The organism is Caballeronia sp. LZ008, from assembly GCF_031451435.1.
Taxonomy (GTDB): domain Bacteria; phylum Pseudomonadota; class Gammaproteobacteria; order Burkholderiales; family Burkholderiaceae; genus Caballeronia; species Caballeronia zhejiangensis.
This window is the reverse complement of record NZ_JARUXK010000008.1, coordinates 1-21,043: the sequence shown is the minus strand read 5'-3', so window position 1 is coordinate 21,043 and position 21,043 is coordinate 1. Positions and strand designations below refer to the sequence as shown.

Sequence of the window (21,043 nt, the reverse complement as noted above, 5' to 3'; positions counted from 1 at the left end):
GATCGGAACGTTTCATTATCTGGCCGCGCCGATGCCTCTTTAAACTGGCTCGGTCGATGTTCGTCACAGCCGGGCGCTCGACGGCGCGGCTCGATCATGCCGGAACTCACGCGGCCTCGGCAAGCGCAGCAGAAATCACGCATACACAGGAGAGAGGCAAATTGAAAAGAATCGGACTCGATGTCGGCGGCACCTTCACCGATGTCGTGATGGTGGACGACGAAGCAGGGCGCATCTGGTCGACCAAGGTGCCGACGACGCCGAAGGATCGCGTCATCGGCACGATTGAAGGCTTTCGCAAGATTCTCGAACTCTCGGGCACCGACAGCGCCGACGTATCGTTCATCGGCCACGGCACGACGATGGCGACCAACATGGTCGTCGAGGGCACCGGCGCGAAGACCGCGCTCGTCACCACGCGCGGCTTTCGCGACATCCTCGAACTAAGGCGCGTGTCGCGTCACGACCGCGCCGATCTTTACGATCTGCTGTTCGAGAATCCGCGTCCGCTCGTCGAGCGCCGCTGGCGGCTCGAAGTGAACGAGCGCCTGCGCCATGACGGCAGCATCGAAACGCCGCTCGATCACGCGCAGCTCGAAGCGCTCGCCGAAGAGATTCGCGCGTCGGATATCGAAGCCGTCGCCGTGTGCTTTCTGCACGCGCACGTCAATCCGCGGCACGAACGCGAAGCCGTCGAAACGCTGCGCCGTCTGCTGCCGGAGCGCTTCGTGTGTGCATCGCACGAAGTGAATCCCGAATCGATGGAATACGAGCGCGCGAGCTCGACGGTCATCAACGCGATGCTCGGTCCGGTCTGCGGGCGCTACATCGGCCGGCTCATCAGCGCGCTGGCGCAGCATGGCTTCGCGGGCAAGTTCCTTTTCATGCAGTCGAACGGCGGGCTCGCGAGTCCGGCCATGGTCGCCGACAAGCCGATCGTGCTGCTCGAATCCGGACCGGCGGGCGGCGTCTCGGCGGCGATCCGCAACTGCGAGAAGAGCGAGCTGAAGAACGCGATTCTCGGCGACATGGGCGGCACGACCTTCGATGTTTCGCTGATCCGCGACTCGCGCCCCGAACTGCGCAACAAGAGCCTGCTGCACACGTACACCGTGCGCTCGCCCAGCATCGACATCGATTCGGTCGGCGCGGGCGGCGGCTCGATCGTGTGGATCGACGCGGGCGGCGGCGTGCGCATCGGACCGGAGAGCGCGGGCGCCGATCCCGGACCGGCGTGCTACGGGCGCGGTGGCACGCGCCCGACCGTCACGGACTGCAATCTGGTTCTCGGCTATATCGATCCCGACAGCTTCCTCGGCGGCGAATTCAAGCTCGATGCGCAGGCGGCATGGCGCGTCGTCGATGAAGTCATCGCGCAGCCGCTCGGCGTCTCCGTGCCCGAAGCCGCGCAGGTCGTGCGCTCGGTCGCGAACGCGTTGATGGCGCAGGCCATCCGCATCATGACAGTCGAGCGCGGCTACGACCCGCGCGAGTTCTCGTACATCTGCTACGGCGGCGCGGGGCCGGTGCACGCGGTCGATCTCGCCCACGAAATGGGTATCCGGCGCGTGGTGATTCCTCCGCTGCCGGGTCTTTTCAGCGCGTTCGGCATGACGGTCGCGGATCAGCAATACGACTATCAGCGTCCGCTGGAAAGCGATCTCGCGATGATCGACGACGCGACTCTGAACGCCGCGCTCGATGAACTGGCAGCGCTTGGCATGGAAGAGCTTCAGCGTCACGGCGTCGAAGCGCAGGGCGTGAAGGTCGTGCGTCTCGCCGATTGCCGCTACGCCGGCCAGCCCGATGTCATCACGGTCGAAGTGCAGGCGGACGCAGTGGGCATCCGCGCGGCGCTCGCGCAAGCCTTCGAGGACGCGCATCTGCGGCAATGGAACTTCATCAGCAAGGACAAGCCGGTCGTGGTCGCCAACGTGCGTCTGCAACTCGTGACGACGACCGGCTGGCGCGGCTCGGTCGCGAGCGCCGATGGTGGCGCGCTGCCGCAGCCGGTTCGCACCCGCGAAGTGTATTTCGATGGCCACGCGCGCACGCTGCCGGTGTTCGCGCGCACGCAGATTCCGGTCGGCGCGACGATCGAAGGGCCGGCGGTCATCGAAGAACACAGCAGTTGCGCGGTGCTGAAGGCGTCGCATGTCGCGCGCGTCGATCCCGATCTCAATCTCGTCATCGAACTGGCAGCCTGAATTCATGGACATCGTTACTTACGAAATCATCCGCAGCAGTCTCTTCGCGATCGCCCGTGAAATGAAGATCGCGATGATGCGCACCGCCGGCAGCCCGCTCATGCACGCGAGCGGCGATTCGTCGGCGGCCATTTTCGACGCCGACATGCAGCTCGTCGCGCAAGGCAACGACATCCCGACGATGCTCGGCTCGGCCGTCATCTCGACGCGCGTGTCGGTGGAAGCGGTCGGGCGCGAGAACCTGCGTCCCGGCGACGTCATCGTCAGCAACGACGCCTATGTGGGCGGCGGCAATCATCAGCCGGACGTGCAGTTCACGCGGCCCGTTTTCGCGGGCGGCAGGATCGTCGCCTTCGTGATGACGCGCGGCCACTGGACCGACATCGGCGGACAGTCGCCGGGCAGCTATACCGTCACGACGTGGGACGTGTTCGCCGAAGGCATCCGCATTCCGCCGGTGTTTCTGTATCGTAACGACGAGCCGGTGCAGGACATGCTCAACCTGCTCACGCGAAACAGCCGCAACGCGCACGAACTGCTGCTCGACATTCAGGCGCAATACGCGGGCACGTTCGTCGGCGACCGGCGCATCGGCGAACTGGTGGCGAAGTATGGCGCCGATGCATTGCGCGACGTGATGAGCCAGAGTCTCGATCACTCGGAGAAGCTCATTCGCGCGGAGATCGCACGCATTCCGGACGGCGTGTACGAAGCGCAGGAGTATCTCGATCCGATCGAGGCGCCGGGCTGGAAACAGGAGCGGCCGCTGCTCAAGGTGAAGATCACGAAGACGGGCGATCACATCACGTTCGATTACACCGGCACCGGGCCGCAGGCGCGCGGCGGCATCAACTGTCCGCTTTCGGTGACGTGCAACAGCACCTGGTTCACCGTGAAAGCGCTGACCGATCCGGGCATTCCGACCAACCAGGGTTGCTATCGGCCGGTGACGATCATCGCGCCCGAGGGCAGCGTGCTGAACTGCCGCTATCCGGCGTCGGTGGTGTCGGGCAACACGGAGACCTCGCCGCGCGTGATCGATCTGCTGCTCAAGGCGCTTGCGCCCGCGGTGCCGGAGCGCATCACCGGACAAAGCAACTGCGCGTCGTGCGCGGGCATTTTCAGCGGACGCGATACCGATGCCGCGCGCATCGCCCGAACCGGTCAGGAGTTCGTCACCATGCACGACGTTCACGCGGGCGGCATGGGCGCGCGCGCGCAGAAGGACGGCGTGAGCGGCGTGCGCGTCTACGTGGGCAACGCGGGCAGTCAGTCGATCGAAATGATCGAAGCGACTTCGCCGCTGATGGTCGAGGAATGGTCGCTCGTCACCGACAGCGGCGGCGCGGGCCGCCAGCGCGGCGGGCTGACATCGCGGCGCGTGTATCGCGTGGAATACGACGAAGCCACCTTCACCGTGTCCGGCGAACGCGGACGTTCCGCGCCCGAAGGTCACTTCGGCGGGCAGGCCGGCACGCGCTTTCTGTGCGTCGTCGAACGCGCGGACGGCAGCACGCAGGAGGTCGCGGCGAAGGGCGGACAGACGGTCGTGTATCGCGGCGATCGCGTGACCGTGCAGCCCGCGGGGAGCGGCGGCTATGGCGATCCGCGCGAACGCGATGAGAAGCGCGTCGATGCCGATGTCGCCGATGGCTACATCAGCGCCGATGCCGCCGCGCAAGTCTACGGCCGCACGCGCGAAACCATCGACGCACCGCTCGAAGTCACCGCCGAATGAGCGCGAGCGAAGCCATGAACCAGCCTTTGCCGCTCGCGGGCGTGTGCGTGATCGAGATCGGCCACAGTCTCGCCGCGCCGTATGCGGGCATGATCCTCGGGTCGCTCGGCGCGGACGTCATCAAGATCGAAAGCGCGGAACACGGCGACTACGCGCGCGATTGGGGCCCGCCTTTCGTCGATGGCGCGGCCGCGTTGTTTCATGCGGTGAATCACGGCAAAAAAAGCATCGCGATGTCGCTGTCGAATCCGGACGAAGCACAGGCGTTGCGCGAGCTGATCTCGCAACGCGCCGATGTCGTGCTGCAAAACCTGAAGGCGGGCGGCACGGAGAAATACGGTCTCGGCGGCGAGGCGATGCTGCGCATGAAGCCGTCGCTCGTCTATTGCAATCTCGGCGCGTTCGGCACGGCCGGGCCGCTGCGCGACAAGCCCGGCTACGATCCGCTCGTGCAGGCGCTTTCGGGCCTGATGAGCTTTCTCGGTCAGCCGGGCGAGCCGCTGTCGCGCATTCCGGTTTCGGTGAACGACATGGGCACCGGACTCTGGGCCGCGATCGGCGTGCTCGCCGCGCTCTTCCGGCGCCAGACGACGGGCGCGGGCGAGATCGTGTCCGTGTCGCTGTACGAGACGGCGATCAGTTGGGCGGGCATCCAGATCGCCGACTATCTCGCGTCGGGCGTGTTGCCGGGACGCTGGGGATCGGGGACGGCCGCGATCGTGCCGCATCAGGCCTTCGAATGCGCGGACGGCACCATCATGGTCGCCGCGGGCAACGACCGCCTGTTCCGCCGCTTGTGCGACGTGCTCGATATCGCCGCGCTCGCCGACGACGCGCGCTTCGTCACCAACGGCGCGCGCGTGACCAATCGCGTCGCGCTGATCGACTTGCTGCATATCGAGTTCCGCAAGCGGGGCACCGCGCACTGGCTGGAAGCGCTCGATACGGCGGGCATTCCGTGCGGACCGATTCAGACCGTCGATCAGGTCGTCGAACACGAGCAGACCAAGGCGCTCGATCTGCTGCGCATCACCGACGACGGCGCGGCGACGGTCGTCGGCGTGCCGATTTCATTCGGCGGCGTGCGGCCTGCGCGCACCGGCGTCACGCCGAAACTCGGCGAACACAATCATCTGCTGGCGAAGAAAACACTGGAGACATCGTGAAACTTGCATCGCAACTGGTCGGCGCGCTCGACACGCTGACGCTCGAAGAAATCGACGAACAGATTCTCATCGTCAAGCTGAACCGTCCGGAAGTCTCGAACGCGATCAGCACGACGATGGGCGACGAGATCATCCGCGTATTCGGTGCGCTCGAAGCGAACCCCGCGCTGTATCGCTGCGTGATCCTGACGGGCGCGGGCGAACGCGCGTTCTGCGGCGGCGCGGACCTCAAGCAGCGCGAAGGCATGACCGACGAGCAGTTCGGCGTGCAGCACTATCTGTTCGAGCGCATGAACCGCGCGCTCACGTATTGCCCGGTGCCGGTCCTCTGCGCGGCCAACGGCGCGGCGGTCGCGGGCGGACTCGAACTGCTGCTCGCGTGCGACTTCGCTTATGCCGTCAGCCACGCGACGTTCGGCTTTACCGAAGTGAAGCGAGGCATCATGCCGGGCGGCGGCGGCACGCAGCAACTGCCGCGCGCGATCGGCGTGCGGCGCGCGAAAGAGCTGATTCTGCGCGGCGGCAAGTTCACGGCGCAGGAAGCGCTCGCGTGGGGCGTCGTCAACCGGCTGTGCGAGCCGGGGCGCGTGCTTGCCGACGCCATCGACGCCGCGCGCGACATCTGCACGAGCGCGCCGCTTTCGGTCGCGCAGGCGAAGAAGGCGATCGACCTCGGCATGCAGGGCGATCTGCGCACCGGGCTCTATCTGGAAATCGAAGCGTATAACCGGCTGATTCCGACGGAGGATCGTCTCGAAGGCATCAGCGCTTACAACGAGAAGCGCGCGCCGCGATTCAAAGGCCGCTAGATCAAAACCCGGACTCACCGGAGGAGACAGACATGACACCCGACATCGGCAGCTTCGACAGGCCCAAGGCCGAAGCGACCTACGGCAAGATCACGCGCAGGCTCATCCCCTTTTTGTTCCTGTGCTATGTGTTTGCGTTTCTCGATCGCATCAACATCGGCATCGCGCAACTCGACATGAAGCACGACGTGGGCTTCAGCGATCTCACTTACAGCATCGGCGCGGGCATCTTCTTTCTCGGCTACGTGCTGATGGAAGTGCCGAGCAATCTGCTGCTCGCGCGTATCGGCGTGAAGCGCACGTTCTCGCGCATCATGATTCTGTGGGGCTTGATCGCGGCGGGCACGGCGTTCGTCACGCTGCCATCGCATCTCTATACCGTGCGCTTCTTTCTCGGGCTCGCGGAAGCGGGGCTTTATCCCGGCGTGATCTTCTATCTCACGCGCTGGTATCCGGTCGAGCGGCGCGCGAAGGTCATCGCCATCTTCACTTGCGCGACGGGCATCGCGGGCCTGTTCGGCGGGCCGCTGTCGGGCGCGCTGATGACTTACTTCGACGGCTATGGCGGCCTGCACGGCTGGCAGTGGATGTTCATCGTGCAAGGCTTGCCCGCGAGCGTGCTCGGCGTGATCGCGTTCTTCTTTCTCGATGACGGCCCGCAGCAGGCGAAGTGGCTCACCGAGAACGAAAAGGCGATCGTGCTCGACGACATCCGCAAGAGTTCGAGCGTCTCGACGAAGCACGCGGAGCATACGTTCGGCCGCGCGCTGAAGGACTTTCGCGTCTACGTGATGGGCTTCGTGTGGTTCACGCAGATCGCCGGCGTATTCGCGATAGGCTTCTGGCTGCCGACGCTCATCAAGAGCGCGGGCGTGTCGGGCGCGTTGCAGATCGGCTGCTATTCGGCGATCCCGTACTTCGTGAGCTGGATCGCGCTCATCGCGCTGAACCGTCATTCGGATCGCACGATGGAGCGGCGCTGGCACTGCGCGATCGCGATGGTGTTCGGCGCGGCCGGTCTCGTCGTCGCGGCGTTCACGACGGGCAACCTTGCGCTGTCGCTCGCGGCGTTGTCGGTGGCCACCGCCGGCATCCTCGCGCCGAATCCGCTGATCTGGGCGATCTCGACCGATTACATTCGCGGCAGCGGCGCGGCGGGCGGCGTCGCGGTGATCAACTGCGTCGGCCTGCTCGGCGGCTTCGTGAGCCCGATGATCATCGGCTCGATCAAGACGATGACGAACAGCATGGCGGGCGGACTCGGCGCGATCGCGCTTCTGATGGTGCTCGGCGCAATTGCAGCCGTGGTGCTTGCGCCGTCGACATCGGCGGTCGCAAGCGGCGCAGGACATACGGATGAAGGCAGCGATGCCGTCGCGGACGCGACCATCTGAAACCGGAGCAGACATGAAAGAAAGAGACGTGCAGATTCGCGAAGTGGGCTTGCGCGATGGCTTGCAGATGGTGCGAACGATCCTCACGAGCGGGCAAAAGCTCGAATGGTGCGCGCGCATGGTCGATGCGGGCGTGGTCGATATCGAAGTGACGTCGTTCGTGCCGCCGAAAGTCGTGCCGCAATTCGCGGATGCGGTCGAGGTCGCGGCAGGCGCGCTTGCCATCGACGGTCTTCATGCAGCGGCACTGGTGCCGAATCTGAAAGGCGCGCAACGTGCATTCGATGTGGGGCTGAACAAGGTGCATTACGTGCTCTCCGCGAGCAACGAGCACAACCTGAAGAACGTGCGGCGCAGCACCGCGGAATCGGTCGCGGACTTCGAGCGCATCGCGGCGGCGCGTGACGAACTGAATCGCGATGTCGTGCTCGGCGCGGGCGTGGCGACCGCGTTCGGCTGCACGATCGCGGGCAAGGTCGATGAACGCACGGTGCTCGGACTCGTCGAGACGCTCATCGATGCGGGCGCGCAGGAGATCACCATCGCCGATACGGTCGGCTATGCGAATCCCGCGCAAGTGCGCGCGCTGATGCGGCAGGTCATGTCGCTTGCGGGAGCGGTGCCCGTCGCCTGTCACTTCCACGATACGCGCGGGCTGGGCCTCGCCAATGTCATGGCTGCGCTCGATGCAGGCGTGCGTGCTTTCGATGCATCGCTCGGCGGGCTCGGCGGCTGTCCGTTCGCGCCCAACGCGACGGGCAACATCAATACCGAGGACACGGTGTTCATGCTCGAAGCGCAGGGCTTGCGCACGGGCATCGACATAAACAAGCTGCTGGCGATACGCGAGACGATCGCCGCATGGTTGCCGGGCGAGCCGTTCACGGGCGCGATCGCCCGCGCGGGACTACCCGCGACCTTCGTCGCTCGCGAGGCCGTCGCCGCGTAACTTCAGTCAGCGGCTCAGGATGCCGCCGCGAGCCGTTCCAGCAGATCGGCGAGCAGGCCGGGCGCGAGCACCATCGCGTCATGGCCGGTGTCGATGCGCTCCCAGCCCCAATCCGGGCATTGCGATTTGACATGCTCGCGCACCGGCGCGAGCGTGTCGTATGAAGGATTCGCGCAGTGCACGTAAGTGCAGGGCAGGCCATTGCCGAGCGGCGATTGGAGTTGAAGCGGCGTCGTGTAGGTCGCGAGCGGATGGGGCGTGAGCCGCCGGTAAACCCACTCGGCAAGCGGATGATCATCCGGAATGCCGGTGCCTTTCAGTCCGTTGACGGGCATCGCGATTGCCTGGCCGCTTGCGCCGACCGATGCCATGCGCTCATCGACGACGCTTGCGGGCAGCACATCGAACGCGGACTGGCCGCTTTGCGCGAGCAGGCTGTCGAGGAAGACGATGGTGCGCAGCGTGTGCGCGATGCGATCGGCGACGCCCGACGCGACGAGTCCGCCATAACTATGGCCGACCAGCACGACGCCGTTCAATTCCTCCGCCTCGATGACGTTGACGATATCCTCGATGTTCACATCGAGCGACGTGACCGACTCAATCAGATGATGGCGCTCGCCGAGTCCGGTCATGGTCGGCGCGACGACGCGATGACCACGCGCGATCAGTTCATCCGCGACGAAGCGCCAGACCCAGCCGCCATGCCATGCGCCGTGAATCAGGACGAAGTTGAACTGCGTGTCGTTCCGTGGACTGCTCTTCAAGTCGGTCTCCTGATCGATGTGCACGAATGCACAAATCGTCTCAGAGATAGCGCGGCCACGCAACCGGTTACGCATGCAACTATCGCCGCTGCTTACTGGTTATCACCGATATAACCCGCGCGTCTCACCTGATCTGATCTTTTCACTATCCGCGTCTATCGATGTTTCTTAGACTGGCTCCATTGCTCGAATCGTGGCCCACGCCGTCAATCATGGAGAGCGCGAGTGAACCCGTCCGTTGTGGAATCCGATCCGGCGTCAGCCGATTCTTCGCAAGTTCCTTCCACCGCACTCGCGCATGAGCGAGCGCTCTACTGGCGCGTCACGCTACGCATCGTGCCCTTGCTTTTCGTGTGCTACGTCGTCGCGTTTCTGGATCGCATCAATGTCGGCTTTGCGAAGTTGCAGATGCAGGACGCGCTCGGTTTCAGCGACAGCGTGTACGGCCTCGGCGCAGGCATCTTCTTTCTCTCGTACTGTCTGCTCGAAGTGCCGAGCGCGATGCTGCTCCGGCGCATGGGCGCGAAGAAGACCATCGCGCGCATCATGATCTGCTGGGGCATCGTCGGGGCATGCTCCGCGTTCGTCACGAACGTCACGCAGTTTTATATCGTGCGTCTGCTGCTCGGCGTGTTCGAAGCGGGCTTCTTTCCCGGCGTCATCTTCTATCTGAGCTCGTGGTTTCCGGAGAGACGGCGCGGTGTCATCATCGCGTGCTTCATGGTCGGATTTCCGGTCGCGGGTCTTGTCGGCGGTCCGGTCTCCGGTTGGGCGATGACGAGTCTCGCGAACGTCGCGCATCTCGCCGGATGGCAATGGCTTTATATCGTCGAGGCGTTGCCGGCGGTCGTGCTCGGTCTCGTCACGCTGATGCTGCTGGACGACAACATCGACAAAGCGAAATGGCTCACCGAAGCGGAGAAGGGCGTGCTTCGCCAAGGTTTCGATGTCGAGATGGAACGAAAGCGAAGGGCCGGGCAACACGGTCACGCGAAGCTCGCCGAGGCGCTCGCGGATCCGAAAGTCTATATGCTCGCGTTCATCGATTTTGCCTTCGTTTGCGGCACGTATTCAGTGACGTTCTGGCTTCCGACCGTCATGAAAGACTCGGGCATTACGAATCTTTCGCTGCTCGGATGGCTTTCCGTCATACCGTACGGAATGGGCGCGATCGGGATGGTCACGATAAGCCGAAGCTCGGATCGCATGCTCGAACGCCGTTGGCATGCGGCGATCTCGGGTTTCATCGGCGCTGCCGCGTTGTTGATGGTTTCGCATCCGACCAACTCGCCCGCGTTGACCGTTGCGTTGCTGACGGTGGCCTGCGTCGGCATCTTCGCGACCAACGTGCTGATCTGGTCGCTCGCAGCGGATTATCTGAACGGATCGCCGGCGGCGGCGACGAGCATCGCGTTCGTCAATTGCATCGGCTTGTTGAGCGGCTTTTGCAGTCCCTTCGTCATCGGATGGCTGAAGACCGCGACGGGAACGCTCGTCAGCGGCCTCTACGTGATGACGGCGATACTCGTCGCGGGCATTCTCGTGATGCTGCTCGGCTTCAAACGTCATACCGAAACGCAGGCGCGCGCCGCGCTGACGGCAGGAACAGAGTGAACCCTATGCATAACATCGCCATTCTCGATGACTTCCAGAACACCGCGCTTCGCTTCGGCGAGTGGAACAGCTTGCGCGAACACGCGGACATTACCGTTTTCACGGACCCTATCCGCGACGAGAACGAACTGGTCGAACGTCTTCGACCCTACGACATTCTTTGCGTGATGCGCGAGCGCACATGGTTCACGCGCAGCGTGCTTTCGCGATTGCCGAATCTGAAATTGCTGGCAAGCACGGGGCCGTGGAATGCAGCCATCGATATCGAAGCCGCCGATGAACTCGGCATTGCCGTATGCGGAACCGCATCGTCGCCGACGGCCGCCGCCGAGCTTGCATGGGCGCTCATCCTCGCCGCGACGCGGCACATCCCGAGCGAAGTGGCATCGTTCAGAAGGGGAGGCTGGCAGGTGTCGGTGGGCGGCGATCTGCACGGCAAGACCATCGGACTGATAGGACTCGGCTATACCGGCGGCGCGACCGCGCGAGTCGCGCAGGCTTTCGGGATGCACGCCAACGCATGGAGTCAGAACATGACGCAGGAGTCCGCCGCGAAATTCGGCGCGCGCTACGTGTCGAAGGAAGAATTGCTCGCATCGAGCGATATCGTTTCGATTCATGTGCGGCTATCGGAGCGCACGCGCGATCTCATCGGCGAGAAGGAGCTCGCGACGATGCAATCGCACGCGCTGCTCGTGAACACGGCACGCGGACCGATCGTCAACGAACGCGCGCTGATCGATGCGTTGACCGCAAAACGAATCGCGGCCGCCGCGCTCGATGTTTTCGATCAGGAGCCGTTGCCCGCCGATCATCCGTTCCGATCGATGGATAACGTGATCGCGACATCGCACATCGGTTATGTCACCGATGACTCTTATCGCATCTACTACGGCGAGTCTGTCGAAAACATTCGCGCATGGATCGCGGGCACGCCCATTCGCGTGCTGACGTCCGAGAAACGCGAGATCAGTTACGTCAGCGGGGTCGCATAGCGGTCGCTAGAACCGATACAACTCAGCGGGATTATCGACGAGTATCTTGCGGCGAACCGCGTCGCTTTCCACGAGCCGCATCGTCCAGTCGAACATGCGCGCGTCGTCCGGAACGGGCTTGACGTTCGGATGCGGCCAGTTCGACGCCCACACGCCGCGCTCGGGAAAACGCGCCGATATCGCGCGCACGAGCCAGGACACGTCGTCGAAATCGGGCGCGCCGGTGCGCGAGCTTTCATACGGCGCGGACAGCTTGATCCAGCAACGCGGCCCGTCGAGCAGGCGGCACAGCGACGCGAATCCATCGCTTTGCGATGTGACCGGCGCAAGGAACTTGCCGAGATGATCGATGACGAGATTCGACGGCAAACGCGCGAGCATCGCTTCGTGCTGCGGCAGCGTGTGGCCGTCGAGCTGAAGGTTGATGTTCCAGCCGAGCGGTGCAATGCGCGCCGAGATGTCCGCGAGTGCGTCCCACGGCAGCACGCCGCCCGGCAGCATCATGAAGCGCACGCCGCGAATGCCCGCATCGTGCAGACGCTGCAGTTCGTCATCGCCGATATCCGGCGGGACCACCGCGATGCCGCGCGCGCCGTCGCCCAGTTGCGCGATGGCCGCGAGCGTGCAGCGATTGTCGAAGCCATACCCGGTCGGCTGCACGACGATCGCGCGCGAAAAGCCCAGCGTGCGCTGCACGTCCCGATACGCCGATGCGGGCGCGGGCGGCGGCGCGAACGTCGCGGTCTTGGCGAGCGGATAGCCTGCTTCGTAGACGTGAATGTGGCAGTCGCAAGCGCCTTCGAGTTTCATCGCGCGTGCTCCTGCACATCGAAACCGGCGAGACGGAACGCTTGCGCCGCGTTCACCGCGCCCGCGGGCACGCGGCCTTCGAACAGCGCTTGCGTTTGTGCGACCGTTTCCATCGATTGATGCTCGATCGCGCCCGGCGTCAGCCCGCCGACATGCGGCGCCGCGATCACGCGCGGATGCGCCGCGAGCACCGGCGCGGGCATCTGATCGGCCGCGCGTCCGACATCGAGCGCGCATCCCGCGAGATGGCCGCGCTCGAGCGCATCGAGCAGCGCGTCATCATCGACGAGTTCACCGCGCGCGGCGTTGATGAAGTACGCGCCGCGCTTCATCGCGGCGAAGGCGCGCGCGTTCATCAGATTCGCCGTCTGCGCATTGGCCGGCGCGAGGCACACGACGAAGTCCGACTGCGCGAGCAAGTCATCGAAGCCGGTTTGATGAAGCCGCGTATCGTCGATCGTCGCGTAAGGATCGGACACGACGACGCGCATGCCGAATGCCAGCGCCAGATCGCAAAGATAGCGCGAAATCTGTCCATAGCCGATCACACCGAACGTGCTGCCGCGCAACTCGCGGCCCATCATCGGCGCGGGCGCTTCGTGGCGATGATAAGCCTCCGCATACGCGGTCGTGCCGCGCGCGAGATCGAGCATGGCGCCGATCACCCACTCCGACACGGACGGCACGAAGCCCGCGCTCGCCTGCGTGACGAGCACGCCGAGCTCGCTGGCGGCATCGACATCGACGGTGCGAATATCCACCGCGCAGCGCACGAACGCGGCGAGCTTCGGCAGCGCCTCGAACAAGGCGCGCGGCGCGGGCGTTTGCCGGTACGCGATGATGACATCGGCATCGTGCGCGGCATCGGCGAGTTCGGCGGTCGTCAGCTCGCGATCTTCAGTGTTGTACGCGACGTCCGCGAACGCCGCGAGCGCAGCCGAAGCGCGTGCGCCGAAGTAATGATCCAGCATGTGCCGGGGATGACTCACGAATACCTTGTTCATGTCCTCGTCCTGATTCGTTTCGCGGGCGCGGCGACCGACTCGCGCTCCACCAGCGTGATATCCGTGAACAGCGCCTGCTCCGATGCCGGCATGGGTTCGTCGTGTGGACGCATCGCGCGCTCGACCATCGCGGCGGCCATGGCGGGCACGGGAAGCTGCACGGTCGTGAGCGCGGGATTCGAGATCGCCGCCAGAAAATGTCCGTCCATGCCGACGATCGACACGTCTTCCGGCACGCGCAAGCCGCACTCGCGCAAACCCGCCATCAGGCCGAGCGCCATCAGATCGTTGACGGCGACGATGCCGGTCGGGCGCGCATCGTCCTGCGCGAGCAGACGCGCGAGCGCGCGGCCGTTTTCGGCGATCATCGAATCGCCGTATTCGTTCACCGGGCCGCTATCGAGCACGCGCGCCGTCTGCGCGAGACCTGCATCGTTTGCGGCGGAAAGAAAGCCGTTGATCTTGTCGCGCCGGCTCATCGTCACGCCGGTCAGCGTGGCGAAGGCGAGCCGCGTATGGCCATGTTCGATGAGATGCCGCGTCGCGATGCGCGCCGCTTCGAAGTTGTCGGGCGTGACGTGCTCGACGCGCGTCGCTTCGCCTTCGGTCGCGCGCCGGTCGTAGCTCACGACGACCATGCCGCGCTCGACGGCGGTTTCCAGATGCCGCTCGTTCGCGAGCGACGAGATGACGATCACGCGCCGCACGCCTTGCGAGAGCAAGTCTTCGAAGAACGACGCTTCCTTCGCCGGATCGCGATACGTGTTGCCGATCATCACGCGATAGCCGTAGCGCTCCTGCGCATACGTTTCCACTTCGCGCGCGATATAGCCGTACATCGGATTGGCGATCGATGGCACCAGCAGTCCGATGATCGGCGTCTGCCCTGTCTTCAACTGACGCGCAAGCGTGCTCGGACGGTATTGCAGCGCGTTCATCGCGGCCTGCACGCGTGCGAGCGTTTCCTGGCGCATCTGGTCGGTGCGGCCGTTCAGCACGTTGGATACCGTGCTTACGGACACACCGGCCTCGCGGGCGACATCCTGAATGGTGCTCATAAGGTTTGACATCTGCCGGCTACAGGCCGAGCCGGGTCGGCAACCACAACGAAAACGACGGCACCAGAATCAGCGCAACCAGTGCGATGAACAGCACCAGCAGATATTTGAGCATAGGACGCGCGACGGCTTTCATTTCCGTGCCGGTGATGGCGCAGGTCGCGAAGAGCCCGAGCCCGACCGGCGGCGAGAAGAGACCGAGGCCCATTGCGACGACGATCACCGTGCCGAAGTGCAGCGGGTTGATGCCGAGCTGCGTCGCGATCGGCGTGAGCAGCGGCCCGAAGATGATGAGCGCGGGCGCGCCTTCCAGCACCGCGCCGAACACGATCATGATGAGCACGGACAGCAGCAGGAACATCGTCGGGCCGTATTGATGCGCGAAGGCGATCATCGAATCGGACACGAGCGCGGGAATCTGCTCGATGGTCAGCGCGAAAGACACGCTCGAAGCCGCCGCCACGATGAACAGAATGCTGCTCGCCATCGACGCGGAGCGCACGAACACGCGCGCCACCGACTTCGGCGTGAGCTCGCGAAACGCGATCCAGCCGACGATCAACGCATACACGACGGCGAAAGCCGACACTTCCGTCGATGTCGCGATGCCCGAGGTCACGCCTTTGCCGATCATCGTGATCATGACGAGCGCGACCAGCGCGCCGCCGGCGAGCGGCAGCCACTTGCGCGGGTTCGTGAGCGCATCGGCGAGATTGATGCGCCGGCCGCAGATCACCGCGACGATCGCGAGCGCCACCGCCAACACCGCCGCCGGAACGACGCCCGCGAGAAACAGCCCCGCGATCGAAATGTTGGCGACAAAGCCCATGATGATCATGTTCACGCATGGGGGAATGGTCTCCGCCATCACGGCGCTGCACGCGAGAAGCGCCGCCGCTTCGTTCGGATCTTCCTTGCTCTGGCGCACGGCAGGCATGACGACGCCGCCGACCGCCGCGATATCCGCGAGCTTGGAGCCGGATACGCCCGAGAAGAACGCCGTCGCCATGATCGTGATGAGGCCGAGTCCGCCGCGCACGCGCCCGAAGATGCGCAGCAGCAATTCGATCAGGCGCGACGACATGCCGTTGGTTTCCATCAGCAAGCCCGCCAGCACGAAGAACGGAATCGCGAGCAGCACGAAGTGGTCGGTGCCGGCCATCACTTGCTGCGAGTAGACGAGCATCGGCAGGGTCGGTTCGGCGAGGAAGTAGAGCAGGGCCGAGAACGCGAGCACGAAGCCGATCGGCACGCCGAGCACGAGTCCGCCGATGAAACCGGCCATCAGCAGAAAGCCGGGCTTGAGCGCGTGGGCGGGCACGAATGCGTTCCACGCGAACACGGCTGCCGCGAGCAGCACGCAGCCGGCGAGGGTGCCGAGCACGGTCTTGCGCGCGCCGTTCAGCGCGTTGGCGAGCGCGAAGACCGTCATGAAGACGCTGCCGATCACGAGCGGATAGACGTTGATCCACGCGGGCAGGCCGCTCGGCGTCATCTGGCCGTAGGAATCGACGAGCAGCAGACACGACGACACGCACAGATTGCCCGCGACGCCCGCGATCACCCAATGTCCGACGTGCACGAGCGCGGGTTGCCAGCGCCTCGGCAACATGCCGCGAAACAGGTCGACGCCGACGTGCTGGCTGCGTCCGAGCACGGTGGCCGCGCCGAAGAACACGAGCACGATCATCAGCGCGCCGGCGACTTCCTCGGCCCAGTCGAACGGATCGTGCAAGAAATAGCGGTAGATCACCGAAAGGAACACCACGATCACATCGGCCGCGAGCACGGCCGCGCAGAAGTATTCGATCCAGTGCATGAGGCGCGCGAGGCCGCGCGCGAGCACGGTCTCATGGCCGAAGCCGGGCGCGGCGAGTTGCGCCTCGGGTCCGGGCGTCGCGGAGAAGGTGGTCATGGTGTCGGCCTCTTTGGCGTCGTTGGCTGCGCTCAAGCGCGCGCGGCGGCGATGGCGGTGAACAGCGGCGCGGTCGCCGGATACTGCTTCGCGAAACTCGCATACAGCTGCGACTGCATTTCAGCGCGTGCGGTGTCGCGATCGGCCTTCGACATCGGGTAGAAGGTCATGCCTTTCTTCTTCAGTTCCTGCTCGGCGGCGGCGGCGGTCTGAATGGCGGCGGCGCGCTGCTTCGCGGTCGCGTCCTGCGCCGCTTTCTGAAACGCGGGACGCAGGTTTTCCGGAATCTTCGCGAGCGCGCGGCGGCCCGTCACGACGACGAGCGGGCTGAACACGTGCTGCGTCTGCCAGCACGACTTCACGACTTCGTCGTACTTGCTTGCGAGGACCGTTGCGCAATCGTGTTCGAAGCCATCGACGACACCGGTCTGCGCGGCCATATACAGCTCGCCGATGGGAATCGGCGTGGGCACCGCGCCCATCAGCTTGAAGGTTTCCATGAAGGCGGGTGTGGGCAGCACGCGCAGCTTCACGCCTTTGATATCGGCGAGCGACTGCGTGGGCTTCTTGGTGAACACGTTGCGCGCGCCGAAGGAATAGCCCCACGTGAGCACCGAGCAACCCGCGCGCTGTTGCAGCAGCGTATCGAACGATTTGCCGACGGTGCCGTCCATCGCGCGGCCGACGTGATCGAAGTTGTCGAACACATAGCCGAGATCGAGCATGCCGAGCTCGGGAAGCGCGGTTGCCCAGATCGACGAGCCCGTCACCATCATGTCGACCGCGCCGACTTTCACCTGCTGGACGACGTCGCTTTCCTTGCCGAGCTGGTTGTTCGGGAAATAGTCGATGCGAATCTGATCGCCGACGCTCGCGTTCAGGTTCGCGGCGAGGTTCTGATACCAGACGTAGTGGGCGGCGTTTTCGTTCGGCGGCATCGATGACGACAGCCGCAACGTGGCCGCGGGCTGCGCGCGCACGATCGCGGGAAAGCCCGCGCCCGCCGCCGCGAGCGTTGCCGCCGAGGCCGTCTGAAGGAACCGTCGGCGGGAAATGCCTGAACCGAATTGCATGGTGTTGTCTCCTGGATGCCGCTCTGGGCGCGGGCGGAAATAGGCAGCCCGACACGACAGGCGTGGCGCGACTGTATCGATTTAGTGTATCGATACAGTAAAGGGAAGCGTGGGTGGGTCATATGGGCGTATACCCGCGGGCAATCACGCGCCGAGGTGGGTTCGAAGAGGGAGAAAGCGCTGAAACTCGAACCGCCGCGGCAACCGCACTCCACCGCATCCTTTCGCGGCAGCGCTTCTAACCCCCCAACACCTCCTTCTCCGCCACCAGTTCGTTTCGCAACAGCCGCGCCCCGGGCGACAGCGGCGCGCCTCGCGTGGTCACGAGCTCATACGGCTCGCTGCGCGAGGTGAACGACAGCGGCAAAATGCGCGTGGCTTCGTGCCTGACGAAGAACTGAGCCACGTCAATGGACACCAGCGCCACGAACGAAGGATTGTCCTGAAGCAGGCTCAGCGTCGCGAAGGCCGACGTCGTCTCCAGCAGGCTCGACGGAAAACGAATCGCGGCTTGCTGAAATTCGCGCTCCAGCAGCACGCGCATGGGCATGTTCGCGCGATAGACCACCCAACGGTACGCGGCCAGATCCTTGAGCATCACTTTCTTCGCCTTGCGTAACGGATGCTGCACGTTCGCCACGACCGCGAGCGTTTCATCCTGCAGCTTGATGCTCTCGTACATCTCCGGATGCTGGCTGACCGAGGTCCGGCAGATAGCCAGGTCCAGCCGTCCCGCATCGATGAGACTCAACAGCGTCTCGCTGGCGTCCTCGATGATCTCGACAGACATTTCAGGCTGCCGCGCGATCAGCGCGGACACGGCCCGGGTCAGCAAAGGCACGGCGCCCATGATGACGCCGACCGCGACACGTCCGCCATGTCCCCGCAGGATGCCCGCGATCTCTTCCCGCATGTGCGACAGATCGGTGTAGATCAGCCGCGCATACCGGATCGCGCAATGGCCCGCGTCATTCGCTTCGAGCCCGCGCCGCGTGCGCGTGAACAGCGCTGTTCCAAAGGTGGTTTCGATTTCCTGAAGCGCCTTGCTCGCGCCCGGTTGCGTCAAGCCGACTTGATTGGCCGCTTTCAGAAGCGAACCATGATCGCCCAGCGCAACAAGCAACCTGAGTTGCCTGACGTGGAGGCGCGAGGCGATCGAATTCACGTTGGGTGTCATGAGACTTGAGAGAGAGTTATATCAGCATGAGAACTTCTCAATTTTGCTCCGATGCGCCGCTCTCTATACTTCGCCGAAAGAACGCATGAAAACAGCGCGCCTCGATCATTTCCGGAAGATGGGCAGCGCAAACCGACAGCGCGTCGAGTATCGGAAACTATAACGGAAGGTCATCATCATGTCTCTCATCAACTACGTTACGCAGATCCAGTTCGACTTCGGCGCGGTGAACCTGCTGAAGAGCGAATGCGAACGCCTTTCGATCCGGCGGCCGCTGATCGTCACGGACCGGGGCATTCGTGCCGCGGGCATTCTCGACACCGTGCTGAAGGTGCTGGAGCGCGCCGACGGCGAAATGATCTACGACGCCACCCCGCCGAATCCCAACGAAGCCGCGGTGCGCGAAGCGGTCGCGCTGTACAGGCAAGCGGAATGCGACGGCATCATCGCAGTGGGCGGCGGCTCGTCGATCGATCTTGCAAAGGGCGTGGCCGTCTGCGCGACGCACGAAGGCCCGCTCCAGAGCTTCGCCGTCATCGAGGGCGGCGCGAGCCGGATCACCGCGAAAACCGCGCCGGTGATCGCGGTGCCGACCACGGCGGGCACCGGCAGCGAAGTCGGACGCGGCGCCATCCTGATCCTGGACGACGGCCGCAAGGTGGGCGTGATCTCGCCGCATGTCGTGCCGAAGGTCGCGATCTGCGATCCCGGCCTGACGGTCGGCCTGCCGCCGCAACTCACCGCCGCCACCGGCATGGATGCGATCGCGCACTGTCTGGAAACCTTCATGTCGCCGATGCGCAATCCGCCTGCCGACGGCATCGCGCTGGACGGGTTGCGCCGCGCCTGGGCGCATATCGAACGGGCCACGAAAGAGCCGACCGACCAAACCGCGCGGGAAAACATGATGATGGCTTCGATGGAAGGCGCACTCGCTTTCCAGAAGGGACTGGGCTGCGTCCATAGCCTGAGCCATTCGCTCGGCGGAATCGACCCGCGACTGCATCACGGCACGCTCAACGCCATCTTTCTGCCGGCGGTCGTGGAGTTCAACCGAAGCGCTCCGTCCATGCGCGACGAAGAAAAGATGGAGCGCATGGCGAGCGCCATGCAGTTGCGTCAGGACACGGAGATTTCGTCGGCACTGCGCGACATGACGGCACGCCTCGGCTTGCCGACCGGCCTTCGGGCGCTGGGCGTCACGCGCGAGATGTTTCCGCGCATCGTGTCGGGCGCGCTCAAGGATCACAGTCACAAGACCAATCCGCGCGAAGCATCGGAAGCGGATTATCTCGGCTTGCTGGAAGCGTCGTATTGACGAAGAGACGGACGCCCGGCCAACGAGGCGTCCGCGCATGACACGGACGGAGACACCGCATGAACAAGAGCAAACGGATCGTACGGATCCAGCGCATTTCGATCTTCTTTCTGACCCTCGCCGGCAGCATCAACTATCTGGATCGCAGCGCGCTCTCCATTGCGAATAGCGTGATTCGCGGCGAGATGGGCCTGAGCGCGTCGCAGATGGGCCTGCTGCTGTCGGCCTTCTCGCTCGCCTATGCGTTCGCGCAACTACCGGTCGGCGCGATGCTCGACCGTTTCGGCGCGCGCGTGATGCTGGGCTGGGGCATGATCCTGTGGTCGGTCGCGCAGGCCTGCTGCGGGCTCGTCGGCAATATCCAGCAGTTCTTCCTGGCGCGCGTGTGTCTCGGCATCGGCGAGGCGCCGCAGTTTCCGGCCGGCGCGAAGGTCATCGGCGAGTGGTTCGCGGTGCGCGACCGCGGCACACCGACCGGCATCTTCGTCGCGTCGACGACCGTGGGCCCGGCTATCGCGCCGCCGATCCTCACCGCCATGATGCTCGCGCTCGGCTGGCGCAACATGTTCTTCGCGACGGGCGTGTTCGGCGTCATCGTGGCGATCGGCTGGTATGTCGCCTATCGCAATCGCGACGAAGTGAAGCTCGCGGCGGAGGAGACCGCCTATCTGAACCAGGACTCGCAGGAAGACGAAAACAGCAAGCCGCTCAGCGGCGCGCAATGGCGCAGCCTGTTCCGGCAGAAGACGACGTGGGGCATCTTCTTCGGCTTCATGGGCGTCATCTATACCGTGTGGCTCTACCTCACATGGCTGCCGGCGTATCTCGAACACGAACGCGGCCTGAGCATCGCGAAGGCGGGCTGGGTCGTCTCGATTCCCTATGTCTTCGGCACGCTCGGCATGCTGAGCAGCGGCTTCACGGCAGACCGCCTGTACCGCAGAGGCCTGCAGGCGATCACGAGCCGCAAGTGGCCGATCTGCATCGGTCTCGTGGGCGCGGCGGCGTTCACCGTTCCGGCGGCGCTGACGCCGTCCACCACGCTCGCC

The 21,043-nt window shown here is 64.6% G+C and carries 17 protein-coding genes; 10 read left to right on the top strand and 7 right to left on the bottom strand.

Going from position 1 to position 21,043, the window contains the following annotated elements:
* Positions 1-161: 161 nt before the first annotated feature.
* Genes QCE49_RS33180 through QCE49_RS33155 form a run of 6 tightly spaced genes read left to right on the top strand, consistent with a single transcriptional unit; the run spans position 162 to position 8,263 of the window.
* Positions 162-2,207: a hydantoinase/oxoprolinase family protein gene (locus tag QCE49_RS33180; RefSeq protein WP_008346862.1), complete on the top strand. Its 2,046-nt coding sequence runs from the start codon at positions 162-164 to the stop codon at positions 2,205-2,207.
* Between the two features lie 4 nt (positions 2,208-2,211).
* Positions 2,212-3,945, top strand: a complete 1,734-nt coding sequence (locus QCE49_RS33175) for a hydantoinase B/oxoprolinase family protein (protein ID WP_175981530.1) — start codon at positions 2,212-2,214, stop codon at positions 3,943-3,945.
* The gene (locus tag QCE49_RS33170) at positions 3,942-5,111 is read left to right on the top strand and encodes a CaiB/BaiF CoA-transferase family protein (protein ID WP_175981532.1); all 1,170 of its coding nucleotides are present in this window, start codon (positions 3,942-3,944) and stop codon (positions 5,109-5,111) included. Before QCE49_RS33175 ends, QCE49_RS33170 begins: the two co-directional genes overlap by 4 nt.
* The gene (locus QCE49_RS33165) at positions 5,108-5,920 is read left to right on the top strand and encodes an enoyl-CoA hydratase-related protein (RefSeq protein WP_250456878.1); all 813 of its coding nucleotides are present in this window, start codon (positions 5,108-5,110) and stop codon (positions 5,918-5,920) included. Before QCE49_RS33170 ends, QCE49_RS33165 begins: the two co-directional genes overlap by 4 nt.
* A 32-nt stretch (positions 5,921-5,952) precedes the next feature.
* On the top strand, positions 5,953-7,314 hold the full coding sequence (locus QCE49_RS33160; protein ID WP_008346855.1) for an MFS transporter: 1,362 nt from the start codon (positions 5,953-5,955) through the stop codon (positions 7,312-7,314).
* A gap of 13 nt (positions 7,315-7,327) precedes the next feature.
* A complete protein-coding gene (locus tag QCE49_RS33155; RefSeq protein ID WP_250437346.1) occupies positions 7,328-8,263 on the top strand; it encodes a hydroxymethylglutaryl-CoA lyase in 936 nt (311 codons plus the stop codon).
* Positions 8,264-8,277: 14 nt separating this feature from the next.
* Here the strand turns inward: QCE49_RS33155 and QCE49_RS33150 are convergent, their stop codons facing one another.
* On the bottom strand, positions 8,278-9,030 hold the full coding sequence (locus QCE49_RS33150) for an alpha/beta fold hydrolase (RefSeq protein WP_250456879.1): 753 nt from the start codon (positions 9,028-9,030) through the stop codon (positions 8,278-8,280).
* A 225-nt stretch (positions 9,031-9,255) separates the two neighbouring features.
* On the opposite strand from QCE49_RS33150, the gene QCE49_RS33145 reads away from it, so the two are divergent.
* Together QCE49_RS33145 and QCE49_RS33140 are read left to right on the top strand one after the other, a co-directional pair.
* Positions 9,256-10,644 (top strand): MFS transporter, encoded by a 1,389-nt coding sequence (locus QCE49_RS33145; protein ID WP_008346849.1) that lies wholly within the window; start codon positions 9,256-9,258, stop codon positions 10,642-10,644.
* A gap of 5 nt (positions 10,645-10,649) precedes the next feature.
* Entirely contained in the window at positions 10,650-11,639 is a 990-nt protein-coding gene (locus QCE49_RS33140) for a D-2-hydroxyacid dehydrogenase family protein (protein WP_250456880.1), read from the top strand.
* A gap of 6 nt (positions 11,640-11,645) precedes the next feature.
* Here QCE49_RS33140 and QCE49_RS33135 read toward each other — a convergent pair whose 3' ends face one another.
* The 6 genes from QCE49_RS33135 to QCE49_RS33110 form a co-directional block, all read right to left on the bottom strand.
* Entirely contained in the window at positions 11,646-12,449 is an 804-nt protein-coding gene (locus QCE49_RS33135; protein WP_250441499.1) for an amidohydrolase, read from the bottom strand.
* Positions 12,446-13,453, bottom strand: coding sequence for a hydroxyacid dehydrogenase (locus QCE49_RS33130; RefSeq protein WP_250456881.1), 1,008 nt, complete (start codon positions 13,451-13,453; stop codon positions 12,446-12,448). The genes QCE49_RS33135 and QCE49_RS33130 overlap by 4 nt, the downstream gene beginning before the upstream one ends.
* Positions 13,450-14,511: a LacI family DNA-binding transcriptional regulator gene (locus QCE49_RS33125; RefSeq protein ID WP_175981541.1), complete on the bottom strand. Its 1,062-nt coding sequence runs from the start codon at positions 14,509-14,511 to the stop codon at positions 13,450-13,452. The genes QCE49_RS33130 and QCE49_RS33125 overlap by 4 nt, the downstream gene beginning before the upstream one ends.
* A gap of 19 nt (positions 14,512-14,530) precedes the next feature.
* Positions 14,531-16,426, bottom strand: coding sequence for a TRAP transporter large permease subunit (locus QCE49_RS33120; RefSeq protein ID WP_250456882.1), 1,896 nt, complete (start codon positions 16,424-16,426; stop codon positions 14,531-14,533).
* Between the two features lie 32 nt (positions 16,427-16,458).
* Positions 16,459-17,499, bottom strand: a complete 1,041-nt coding sequence (locus tag QCE49_RS33115; RefSeq protein WP_250456883.1) for a TRAP transporter substrate-binding protein — start codon at positions 17,497-17,499, stop codon at positions 16,459-16,461.
* A gap of 238 nt (positions 17,500-17,737) precedes the next feature.
* On the bottom strand, positions 17,738-18,676 hold the full coding sequence (locus QCE49_RS33110; RefSeq protein WP_175981547.1) for a LysR family transcriptional regulator: 939 nt from the start codon (positions 18,674-18,676) through the stop codon (positions 17,738-17,740).
* A gap of 178 nt (positions 18,677-18,854) precedes the next feature.
* Here QCE49_RS33110 and QCE49_RS33105 point away from each other — a divergent pair, with 178 nt between their 5' ends.
* Together QCE49_RS33105 and QCE49_RS33100 are read left to right on the top strand one after the other, a co-directional pair.
* Positions 18,855-19,994, top strand: coding sequence for an iron-containing alcohol dehydrogenase (locus tag QCE49_RS33105; RefSeq protein WP_008346832.1), 1,140 nt, complete (start codon positions 18,855-18,857; stop codon positions 19,992-19,994).
* Between the two features lie 59 nt (positions 19,995-20,053).
* Positions 20,054-21,043, top strand: a 990-nt coding sequence (locus tag QCE49_RS33100; protein WP_309806848.1) for an MFS transporter, incomplete at its 3' end; no start/stop codon positions are given.

What these genes read in the sequence shown, in the direction of transcription:
- QCE49_RS33175 (WP_175981530.1), top strand. Translation starts at nt 2,212, where the DNA reads ATGGACATCGTTACTTACGAAATCATCCGCAGCAGTCTCTTCGCGATC.
- QCE49_RS33170 (WP_175981532.1), top strand. Translation starts at nt 3,942, where the DNA reads ATGAGCGCGAGCGAAGCCATGAACCAGCCTTTGCCGCTCGCGGGCGTG.
- QCE49_RS33160 (WP_008346855.1), top strand. Translation starts at nt 5,953, where the DNA reads ATGACACCCGACATCGGCAGCTTCGACAGGCCCAAGGCCGAAGCGACC.
- QCE49_RS33155 (WP_250437346.1), top strand. Translation starts at nt 7,328, where the DNA reads ATGAAAGAAAGAGACGTGCAGATTCGCGAAGTGGGCTTGCGCGATGGC.
- QCE49_RS33140 (WP_250456880.1), top strand. Translation starts at nt 10,650, where the DNA reads ATGCATAACATCGCCATTCTCGATGACTTCCAGAACACCGCGCTTCGC.
- QCE49_RS33135 (WP_250441499.1), bottom strand. Translation starts at nt 12,449, where the DNA reads ATGAAACTCGAAGGCGCTTGCGACTGCCACATTCACGTCTACGAAGCA.
- QCE49_RS33130 (WP_250456881.1), bottom strand. Translation starts at nt 13,453, where the DNA reads ATGAACAAGGTATTCGTGAGTCATCCCCGGCACATGCTGGATCATTAC.
- QCE49_RS33125 (WP_175981541.1), bottom strand. Translation starts at nt 14,511, where the DNA reads ATGAGCACCATTCAGGATGTCGCCCGCGAGGCCGGTGTGTCCGTAAGC.
- QCE49_RS33120 (WP_250456882.1), bottom strand. Translation starts at nt 16,426, where the DNA reads ATGACCACCTTCTCCGCGACGCCCGGACCCGAGGCGCAACTCGCCGCG.
- QCE49_RS33115 (WP_250456883.1), bottom strand. Translation starts at nt 17,499, where the DNA reads ATGCAATTCGGTTCAGGCATTTCCCGCCGACGGTTCCTTCAGACGGCC.
- QCE49_RS33110 (WP_175981547.1), bottom strand. Translation starts at nt 18,676, where the DNA reads ATGACACCCAACGTGAATTCGATCGCCTCGCGCCTCCACGTCAGGCAA.
- QCE49_RS33105 (WP_008346832.1), top strand. Translation starts at nt 18,855, where the DNA reads ATGTCTCTCATCAACTACGTTACGCAGATCCAGTTCGACTTCGGCGCG.